The following is a 9,215-nucleotide window of genomic DNA, read 5'->3' as shown; positions in this document are numbered from 1 at the left end:
GAGCGCCTCCGCGCCCATGGCATTCCCACCACCGTGCGCGACACACGCGGTAGCGATATCGACGGAGCATGCGGCCAGCTAGCCGCCAAAGAGGACTAAGAGTATATAAGTTCCTCTTTTTGCTTGTACGCCCCGTCTGCCCCCTAAACGCCAGCCCAAGCCAGCAGACGGGGCAGGCCACCAGCAGAATAAATCCCAGCCAGCATAGGAGTATGCCCAAGCTAATAAATTGAAGGCATACGGGGGACTGCTCCTCCATCATCTTGTGTCCGCTTCAAGCAAGAACCGCAACAGCAACAAAGCCCCAGCGAGTTAATGTGAACCTCATTATGTTTTGAGGAAACCGTTAACTTTCTGGGGTATTTGCCGTATATTAGATTGTTGGTTGTCTGTGCCAAGCGTTTGCGCGCATGCGGAGCCAAGCTCACCCCTTGAGAACAAGCCCCGAACGCAGAAAAAATACTACCAACTGCCCACACAAAAATGGGCACGAACGTAAAGCGGAGGATATGGCCAAGAAAGACGGCGTCATCGAGATCGAAGGTACCGTGGTCGAAGCACTGCCCAACGCATCATTCCGCGTTGAGCTGGACAACGGACACAAAGTACTGGCACACATCTCAGGCAAGATGCGTCAGCACTACATTCGAATCCTGCCTGAGGACCGAGTAGTAGTGGAGCTGAGCCCCTACGACCTCTCACGCGGTCGTATCGTCTACCGCTACAAGTAAACACAAAGGCAAACGTCGCACTATGCGGCGTTTACGCCGTGTAAAAGGGGTAAACAGTTCTACCACCGGGCAACCGGACACAGAACCTCTTACCCCGCCCGTCCAAAGCATTAGCTGAAACATCAACGCAAAGGAATGCGATGAAGGTCAAGCCGAGCGTTAAGCCGATCTGCGACAAGTGCAAAGTGATCCGCCGTCACGGTGTGGTCATGGTGATCTGCGAAAACCCGCGCCACAAGCAGCGCCAGGGCTAACACCCAGGACAGCTGAGAAAAGTCCACCCTCACCGGTGGCAGACAGAAAATGGCACCGCTCCTGAGCAATCAGGATACCCTCGGGCACAGAGGCCGGGGACCGGAACAACCGGGCAGTGATGTCACAGACCTCTGCGAAAACAAGGAGAACGCCCCATGGCACGTCTCGCTGGAGTCGATATTCCCCGCGAAAAGCGCGTGGAAATTGCTCTTACTTACATCTACGGCGTGGGCAAGACCCGTGCAAAAGAAGCGCTAGCTGCAACCGGTGTTGACCCCAACACCCGCGTCAAGGACCTTGACGACTCACAGCTCGTAGCACTTCGTGACTTCATCGAAGGCAACTACAAGGTTGAAGGTGACCTTCGCCGCGAGGTTGCTGCTGATATCCGCCGCAAGGTAGAAATCGGTAGCTACCAGGGTCTGCGTCACCGCCGTGGCCTTCCCGTACACGGCCAGCGCACCAAGACCAACGCTCGTACCCGCAAGGGCCCCAAGCGTACCGTCGCCGGTAAGAAGAAGTAAACAGTGTTGTCTCAGTCTTACACATCGCGTAAGGCCAACACTTCCACCAAAACTTTGTAGGAGAATCAAAAATGCCTCCCAAGACTCGCGCAGCGGCCAAACGAACCGGCCGCCGCAAGGTTTCCAAGAACATTGTTGCCGGTCAGGCACACATCAAGTCAACCTTTAACAACACCATCGTATCGATCACCGATCCTTCAGGTGCGGTTATCTCCTGGTCATCCGCAGGTGAAATGGGCTTCAAGGGTTCACGTAAGTCAACCCCCTACGCAGCTCAGATGGCCGCTGAGACCGCTGCAAAGCGCGCTCAGGAGCACGGTGTCCGCAAGGTAGACGTTTTCGTTAAGGGCCCCGGCCCCGGTCGCGAAACCGCTATCCGCTCACTTCAGGCTACCGGCCTCGAGGTTGGCTCCATCCAGGACGTCACCCCCGTTGCCCACAACGGTTGCCGTCCCCCGAAGCGCCGCCACGTCTAAACCTCGCTGTCTAGACGCGTCCCGAACATCGGGCGATTGGCCACCTCACGGTAGCCGATCAATGAACAGACTGCTTCGTCTGCTTCCTCACTCGTTTTTCCCAACCTGTGAGCTCATATAGCGGATGCTCACCGAAAGGAAACATAGTGCTCATTGCACAGCGCCCCATCCTACGTGAAGAACATGTATCGGAAAACCGTTCACGCTTCACCATCGAGCCCCTCGAACCCGGCTTCGGCTACACCCTGGGTAACTCCCTCCGTCGCACCCTTCTCTCATCAATCCCCGGTGCCGCTGTAACCAGCATCCGCATCGACGGTGTGCTGCACGAATTCAGCACCGTAGAAGGTGTGACCGAGGACGTCACCGAGATCATCTTGAACATCAAGAAGCTCTCCATCTCATCTGAGAACGACGAACCCGTTATCGCTTACCTGCGCAAGCAGGGCGAAGGTGAGCTCACCGCAGCCGACATTGAGGTGCCCGCAGGCGTCGAGATCCACAACCCGGATCTGCACATCGCAACCCTCAACAACCGCGCAAACTTCAACGCAGAACTGACCATCGAACGCGGCCGTGGCTACGTCTCGGCAGCCCAGAACAAGTCAGGTGATGCAGAGATCGGCCGTATCCCGGTTGACTCCATCTACTCACCCGTCCTGAAGGTTACCTTCCGCGTTAGCGCAACCCGTGTTGAGCAGCGCACCGACTTCGACTCCCTTACCCTGGACGTCGAAACCAAGGAAGCAATTGCTCCCCGCGACGCAGTCGCATCAGCAGGTAACACCCTCGTTGAGCTCTTCGGCCTTGCCCGTGAACTCAACACTGCCGCTGAAGGTATCGAAGTTGGCCCGTCACCCGCTGACGAGTCAATGGCCGCAGACCTGGCTCTGCCCATCGAAGACCTGGACATGACCGTCCGCTCCTACAACTGCCTCAAGCGCGAGGGCATCCACACCGTGGGTGAGCTCGTGACCCGCAGCGAAGCTGACCTCATGGACATCCGTAACTTCGGTGCCAAGTCCATCGATGAAGTCAAGGCAAAGCTCACCGAGCTCGGCCTGTCCCTCAAGGACTCACCCGCCGGTATGGATCTCTCAGCCCGCCTGCAGGACGACGACAGCTACGGCAGCGACTACTAAGACACCGGCAGTCAACGCACCCGCGTTACACCAGTCAAACATCTTTGGTTCCACTAGCCTGACGGCTTGAGGAACGGCTTACCAGGAGAAATTAATATGCCTACTCCCACTAAGGGTCCCCGCCTCGGCGGATCACCGACCCACGAGCGCATCATGCTGAACAACCTGTCTCAGCAGCTCTTCGAGCACAAGCGCATCACCACCACCGTTACCAAGGCCAAGCGCATGCGTCCGGTCGCTGAGCGCCTGATTACCTTCGCTAAGAAGGGTGATCTCGCCGCTCGCCGTCGCGTCCTGCGCTCCATCGGTAACAAGTCAGTTGTCCACGAACTGTTCACCGTCATTGCACCCGCAATGGCAGAACGCCCCGGTGGCTACACCCGCATCACCAAGATCGGTAACCGCAAGGGCGATAACGCTCCTATGGCCGTTATCGAACTGGTCATGGAGCCCGTAGCAACCGCAGCAGCTGTTTCCGAAGCAACCAAGGTTGCAGATAGTGCAGCAGCTCAGGAAGAGACCCCTGCTCCCGCAGCAGCTGCCGCTCCCGTAGCAGAAGAAGCTCAGGCTTCTGACCTGCCCGCAGGCGCACACGCTCCTCTGGAATCCGGCGAAGCTCCCGAGGGCTTCGAGATCAAGGGCAACGCTGACTCCATGAAGTACCACGTACCCGGCTCACGCTGGTATGCAAACACCCAGGCTGAGATTTGGTTCGACACCAAGGAATCAGCTGAAGCAGCAGGTTACGCACCTGCTGGTGGTGCAGCAGCACAGACCATCTCCGAATAATTTTCGGTGTCTGCGGTGGCCTTCCCTCAGGGGGAGGCCACCGCTGTTTTAAGCTAAGGTTCTGTTTGCCGCTACAGTGGAAGAAATACATGCAGGACGCTGGGAAGGAAAGACATGACTGAACACCCCCTGGGCGCTGTGCTATCTGCGGATGAGGAAGAGACCGCTGACTCCACGGTGCGCGTGCGGGTAGATTTTTCCTATGACGGTGGCCCCTTTGCAGGTTGGGCTAAACAGCCCGGGTTGATTACTGTACAGGGTGTCCTGGAAGAAGCGCTTGCCCTCATTTTTCGGGTGCCCATATACACTACTGTGGCTGGTAGAACCGACGCCGGTGTCCACGCCCTGCACCAGGTAGTGCACTTCGACGTCTCGCGTTCTGCCTGGGAAAGAATGCCGGGTAAGAACCTAAATCTTGACCCCGGTAAGGCACTAGGCCGTAAACTGCGGGGGGCCTTGAGCCGGGCGCTGGCCGATGCAGAGGCTGAGCTCGGGCTACCCACCCGCTTGCAGGGCTATCTCCAGAAAGCAATCACTGTGACAGAGTGCCGTGAGGTGCCTGCCGACTTCGATGCCCGCTTTTCTGCCCTAGAGCGGTCCTACCGTTACCTGATTGAAGATCACCAGGAGGAACGGGGTAGTAATCCGCTCAACAGGCACCTTGCCTGGCAGGTTAATGCTGGGCTTGACCTGCAGCTAATGAACAGGGCAGCAGAAGAACTGCTGGGCCTTAAGGACTTCCTTTCTTTCTGCAAGCCCAGGGCCGGTTCCACAACAATTCGCGAGCTTCGGGAACTGAGCTTTGAACGCAGAGAAGACGGCCTCATCGAGGCAACTATCAGGGCAGATGCTTTTTGCCACAATATGGTCAGAACCCTGATAGCTTCTTTGGTCATGGTAGGGGAGGGTGCCCGCGATATTGCCTGGTTGCAGAGCCGCATCAGCACGCCGGTACGTGATTCTCAGGTTCGTCTGGCCGCCCCACGAGGCTTAGCTCTGGCACGGATTAGCTACCCAGAAGCCTCCGGATACGCCAGGCAGGCCAATAGGGCAAGGAATCTAAGAACTCTTTAAATAACATTCGTGTGATTTAAAGGTGAGGTCAGTCAAACAAGCCTATTTAAGGGAGCTTAGCTCTGGCTTAAAGCTAGAAGATTGGGTATAGTTTCATACGTTGTGCGTATACCGCCCTAATTTCGTACCCTGTTCTTCGGTCTAGTTGCAGGACAATAACGGGGAATAAGTGGTCTTAGGAGCTTGGTAGGCAGTTGTGTTTGGACCTCACCCGAATCCTGCCCCACGCACTCACAGTAATCTAGCGCGATACCCAACTAGCGCTACCCGAAACGAGAAAAGGCGAAATTTTGCGCACTTACACTCCGAAGTCAGGCGATAACAACCGCCAGTGGCACATCATTGATGCCTCTGACGTTGTTCTCGGCCGTCTCGCAAGCCAGACCGCAATCCTGCTGCGCGGCAAGCACAAGCCCACCTTCGCACCTCACGTTGACATGGGTGACTCTGTCATCATCATCAACGCAGAAAAGGTTGCACTGACCGGTGCAAAGCTTGAGCAGAAGCGTGCCTACCGCCACTCGGGCTACCCCGGTGGTCTCAAGTCCGTCAACTACGCTGAACTGCTGGAAACCAACCCTGTTCGCGCCGTAGAGAAGGCCGTCAAGGGCATGCTCCCCAAGAACAAGCTGGCTGCACAGCAGCTCAAGAACCTCAAGGTTTACGCTGGTTCTGAGCACCCCCACGCAGCTCAGCAGCCCAAGACCTACGAATTCAACCAGGTTGCCCAGTAATTCGGGCCTACGAAAGAACTATTAAAGGAGACATCGTGGCTCAGAACGAAGAGTACACCACCGAAGAAGAGCTCACTAGCTACACTTCCGAATCCTCAGCTCCTGTAGCTGAGAAGGCTGCCCGCCCCGCACTGACCGTTGGTGGTCAGGCTGTTGGTCGCCGTAAGGAAGCTGTTGCTCGCGTTCGCCTGGTACCCGGTACCGGCAAGTGGACCGTTAACGGTCGCGAGCTTGACAACTACTTCCCCAACAAACTGCACCAGCAGGAAGTAAACGATCCTTTCAAGCTTCTTGAGCTTGAAGGCGCTTACGACGTCTTCGCCCGTATCTCAGGTGGCGGACCCTCCGGCCAGGCCGGCGCACTGCGTCTTGGCGTTGCTCGTGCACTGAACGAGATTGATGCCGAGAACAACCGCCCCGCTCTCAAGAAGGCAGGCTTCCTGACCCGCGACGCTCGTGTTATCGAGCGTAAGAAGGCTGGTCTTAAGAAGGCACGTAAGGCTTCACAGTTCTCCAAGCGTTAAGCTTTACTGGAATCCTTTCAGCCTCAGCTGTTTGAGAAGTGCCCTCTCCCTTTTTGGGAGGGGGCACTTTTGTATTTCCTGGTCAGCCTAGTAAGAGAGCTTTGCTCCCGGTTAGGGTCAAAAGTTCTGTAACAGTGGGTTTACTCCCAGAGGCGTTCTAAGATAGTGGTGGAAACTACACCGAGAGAAAGGATGCCCATGGCATCTGCTAATGACGCGCGTGCAACCGGTCAGAACCCCACACCAGGCAAAAAAGCCGCAGCGGAAGAGGACACACAGACTACACCCCCGGTTACTGAGGGCAAAGAGGCCCACGCCGGCAGACCTGAGGACACTAAGAAACAAGCTGTCAAGGCCGCCCTGGCTAAAACAACTCGTCGGGTCTCTGTCGTTGAAGACTACAGTGCAGAGCTCGATGAGATTGCATCATTGACCAAGAAACTCAAGGGGGGAGAGGAGAGCCTCTCTGATGCCTGGAAGGTAGGCTACCCCTACGATAAGAAACTAGGACGTAAAGATTACGAAAAAGAGAAGCGTGCCTTGCAGATTGAGCTTCTCAAACTGCAGCTATGGATTAAAGAAACCGGCCAGAAGGTACTCATTATCTTCGAGGGCCGCGATGCCGCAGGCAAGGGTGGCGCCATCAAACGCTTTATGGAGCATCTTAATCCCCGAGGCGCTCGTGTTGTGGCCCTGGAGAAGCCCACCGATATTGAGCAGACCCAGTGGTACTTTCAGCGTTATATCCAGCACCTTCCTTCAGGCGGCGAGATCGTGCTCATGGACCGTTCTTGGTACAACCGTGCCGGTGTTGAGCGCGTCATGGGCTACTGCACCTCCCAGCAGTACTACGAGTTCATGCGTGAGGTTCCTGAGCTAGAACGTATGCTGGTGAACTCCGGAGTTAGGCTCATCAAGTTCTGGTTCTCTGTCACCCGTGCAGAGCAGCTGGCCCGTTTCAATTCACGACGTACCGACCCTGTGCGCCAGTGGAAGCTTTCACCTACCGACCTAGCATCGCTGGATAAGTGGGACGACTACACCGCAGCCAAGGAAGCCATGTTCTTCTACACTGACACCGGTGATGCTCCCTGGACCGTGGTCAAATCAAACGACAAGAAGCGTGCTCGCCTAGAAGCTATGCGCCATGTGCTCAGCCAGTTTGAGTACCCCAATAAGGACCACGCCCTGGTTGGGGCCACAGACTCCTTGATTGTTGGTAAGGGCTCGGACGTTCTGGAGGATGACGACGATAGCATCGAAAATCCAGAGGGTTTCCCCGTCCTGCGTGAAGAAAAGTAGCTCTGAGAGCGTAGAATAGTCTGTAATGACTAGATTATTCGGAACCGACGGTGTTCGCGGCCTCGCTAACGATCTCATCACTCCTGCGCTTGCTATGGAGCTAGCGCAGGCCGCGTCCATCGTCCTAGGGTTCAATACGGTTGAAGAAGGTACTCGCCCCAAGGCTGTCATCGCTCATGACTCCCGTATTTCCGGTGAGTTTATTGGTGCAGCTATGACCGCTGGTTTCGCGGCTTCTGGCGTTGATGTCCTTGACGCGGGTATGGTACCCACGCCTGCAGCTGCCTACCTGGTAGCAAGCACCGGCGCAGACTTTGGTGTCATGATTTCCGCGTCGCACAACGCCGCAGAAGACAACGGCATTAAGTTTTTGGCCCGGGGCGGTAAGAAACTGGATGATGAGATTGAGAACGCCATTGAGGCTCTCTACCGTTCCAAAGACTTCCGTTACCCCACTCACGGTGATGTTGGGCGAGTTCGTCTGTTAACAGACGGCGAAGACCGCTACGTGACACACCTGATGTCGACCATGCCAGAACACCGCCGCCTCAACGGCCTCAAAGTGGTTTTGGACTGCGCCAATGGCGCTTCCTCAGGTGTTTCCCCAGACGCTTTCCACGCCCTGGGCGCCAAAGTCTTCCTTATTGGCGCCGAGCCCGATGGCAACAACATTAATGACGGTGTGGGTTCTACTCACCCCGAGCTACTTCAAGAAGCCGTTGTTAAGCACAGCGCTGACCTGGGCATTGCCCATGACGGTGATGCTGACCGCTGTATGGCGGTAGACGAGCAGGGCAACCTGGTAGATGGTGATCAGATTATGGCCATTCTTGCTCTTTCCATGAAAGAAGCAGGAAGGCTCAAAGACGATACCCTGGTCGCAACCGTCATGAGTTCTTTGGGCTTGGAGCATTTCCTCAGGGATCATGACATCAAGCTTGTGCGTACCAAGGTGGGGGATCGCTATGTTCTTGAAGCCATGAACAAGCACGGCTACAACCTGGGGGGTGAACAGTCAGGTCACGTGATTATGAGCGATCATGCCACGACCGGCGATGGTGTTCTCACCGGCTTGCATCTTGCCGCTGAGGTTGCCCGAACAGGTCTGCCTCTCTCCGAGTTGGCTAACCGTATGCAAGCAACCCCCCAGAAGCTCATCAACGTCAAGGGTGTTGACCGTTCCGGCGTTGCTACCTGCCAGCCCCTCCAGGAAGCTATTGCACAGGCAGAAGCTGAACTTGGTGATAGTGGCCGTGTACTGCTTCGGGCCTCAGGCACAGAGCCTCTGGTGCGCGTCATGGTTGAGGCCCAGACTCAGGAAGTCGCCGATGCCACTGCTCAGGCTCTTGCCGATGTGGTCTCTCGTGAGTTAGCTCTGTAGAGCGCGTTCGGGCCTAAAGACTTACAGCGGGTCTCTCCACTAGGGGAGGCCCGCCTTCTCTTTGCAGGAATTTTGTGGCTTCTCTGCAGGGGGGGAGATAGCTCCTGTTAGGCGCAAGGGGGGTAGGGAATCATTGGCCTTGTGCCAGAGCTAGCTTTGTCTCTCTTTGCGGAGAGACTTAAGGCCTTTCTATCGACTGGGACCGATAGCTGATGAAGGTGGGAGAGAAAAAGTAGGGCCCCGGTAGCTTGTGCTACCGGGGCCCTGGTGATTTATAGGAGTT

At 56.1% G+C, this 9,215-nt stretch carries 11 protein-coding genes; all 11 read left to right on the top strand.

What is annotated here, in order from left to right:
* Window positions 1-509: 509 nt before the first annotated feature.
* The 11 genes from infA to glmM all read left to right on the top strand — a co-directional run bounded on the left by infA (window position 510) and on the right by glmM (window position 8,932).
* Window positions 510-731 carry a translation initiation factor IF-1 gene (gene infA, locus ACN08V_RS06480; RefSeq protein WP_083090737.1) on the top strand — a complete coding sequence of 74 codons (222 nt, stop codon included), beginning with the start codon at window positions 510-512 and terminating at the stop codon, window positions 729-731.
* Window positions 732-871: 140 nt separating this feature from the next.
* Window positions 872-985 carry a 50S ribosomal protein L36 gene (rpmJ, locus tag ACN08V_RS06475; protein WP_004005257.1) on the top strand — a complete coding sequence of 38 codons (114 nt, stop codon included), beginning with the start codon at window positions 872-874 and terminating at the stop codon, window positions 983-985.
* A gap of 156 nt (window positions 986-1,141) precedes the next feature.
* Window positions 1,142-1,510: a 30S ribosomal protein S13 gene (rpsM, locus tag ACN08V_RS06470; protein ID WP_237202258.1), complete on the top strand. Its 369-nt coding sequence runs from the start codon at window positions 1,142-1,144 to the stop codon at window positions 1,508-1,510.
* Between the two features lie 71 nt (window positions 1,511-1,581).
* On the top strand, window positions 1,582-1,986 hold the full coding sequence (rpsK, locus tag ACN08V_RS06465) for a 30S ribosomal protein S11 (RefSeq protein WP_083090739.1): 405 nt from the start codon (window positions 1,582-1,584) through the stop codon (window positions 1,984-1,986).
* Window positions 1,987-2,132: 146 nt separating this feature from the next.
* The gene (locus ACN08V_RS06460; RefSeq protein WP_419099323.1) at window positions 2,133-3,128 is read left to right on the top strand and encodes a DNA-directed RNA polymerase subunit alpha; all 996 of its coding nucleotides are present in this window, start codon (window positions 2,133-2,135) and stop codon (window positions 3,126-3,128) included.
* A gap of 96 nt (window positions 3,129-3,224) precedes the next feature.
* Window positions 3,225-3,917, top strand: coding sequence for a 50S ribosomal protein L17 (gene rplQ, locus ACN08V_RS06455; protein WP_419099324.1), 693 nt, complete (start codon window positions 3,225-3,227; stop codon window positions 3,915-3,917).
* Window positions 3,918-4,031: 114 nt separating this feature from the next.
* Entirely contained in the window at window positions 4,032-4,991 is a 960-nt protein-coding gene (truA, locus tag ACN08V_RS06450) for a tRNA pseudouridine(38-40) synthase TruA (RefSeq protein WP_419104939.1), read from the top strand.
* A 290-nt stretch (window positions 4,992-5,281) separates the two neighbouring features.
* A complete protein-coding gene (gene rplM / locus ACN08V_RS06445) occupies window positions 5,282-5,725 on the top strand; it encodes a 50S ribosomal protein L13 (protein ID WP_419099326.1) in 444 nt (147 codons plus the stop codon).
* Between the two features lie 35 nt (window positions 5,726-5,760).
* Window positions 5,761-6,249 carry a 30S ribosomal protein S9 gene (gene rpsI, locus ACN08V_RS06440; protein WP_135013062.1) on the top strand — a complete coding sequence of 163 codons (489 nt, stop codon included), beginning with the start codon at window positions 5,761-5,763 and terminating at the stop codon, window positions 6,247-6,249.
* Window positions 6,250-6,447: 198 nt separating this feature from the next.
* On the top strand, window positions 6,448-7,551 hold the full coding sequence (gene ppk2 / locus ACN08V_RS06435) for a polyphosphate kinase 2 (protein WP_419104938.1): 1,104 nt from the start codon (window positions 6,448-6,450) through the stop codon (window positions 7,549-7,551).
* 25 nt (window positions 7,552-7,576) lie between these two features.
* Complete coding sequence (gene glmM / locus ACN08V_RS06430; protein ID WP_419099328.1) at window positions 7,577-8,932, top strand: phosphoglucosamine mutase; 1,356 nt, start codon at window positions 7,577-7,579, stop codon at window positions 8,930-8,932.
* Window positions 8,933-9,215: the final 283 nt, after the last annotated feature.

The organism is Rothia sp. P5766, assembly GCF_048513555.1.
Lineage (GTDB): Bacteria > Actinomycetota > Actinomycetes > Actinomycetales > Micrococcaceae > Rothia.
This window is presented reverse-complemented; position numbering and strand designations above follow the sequence as displayed.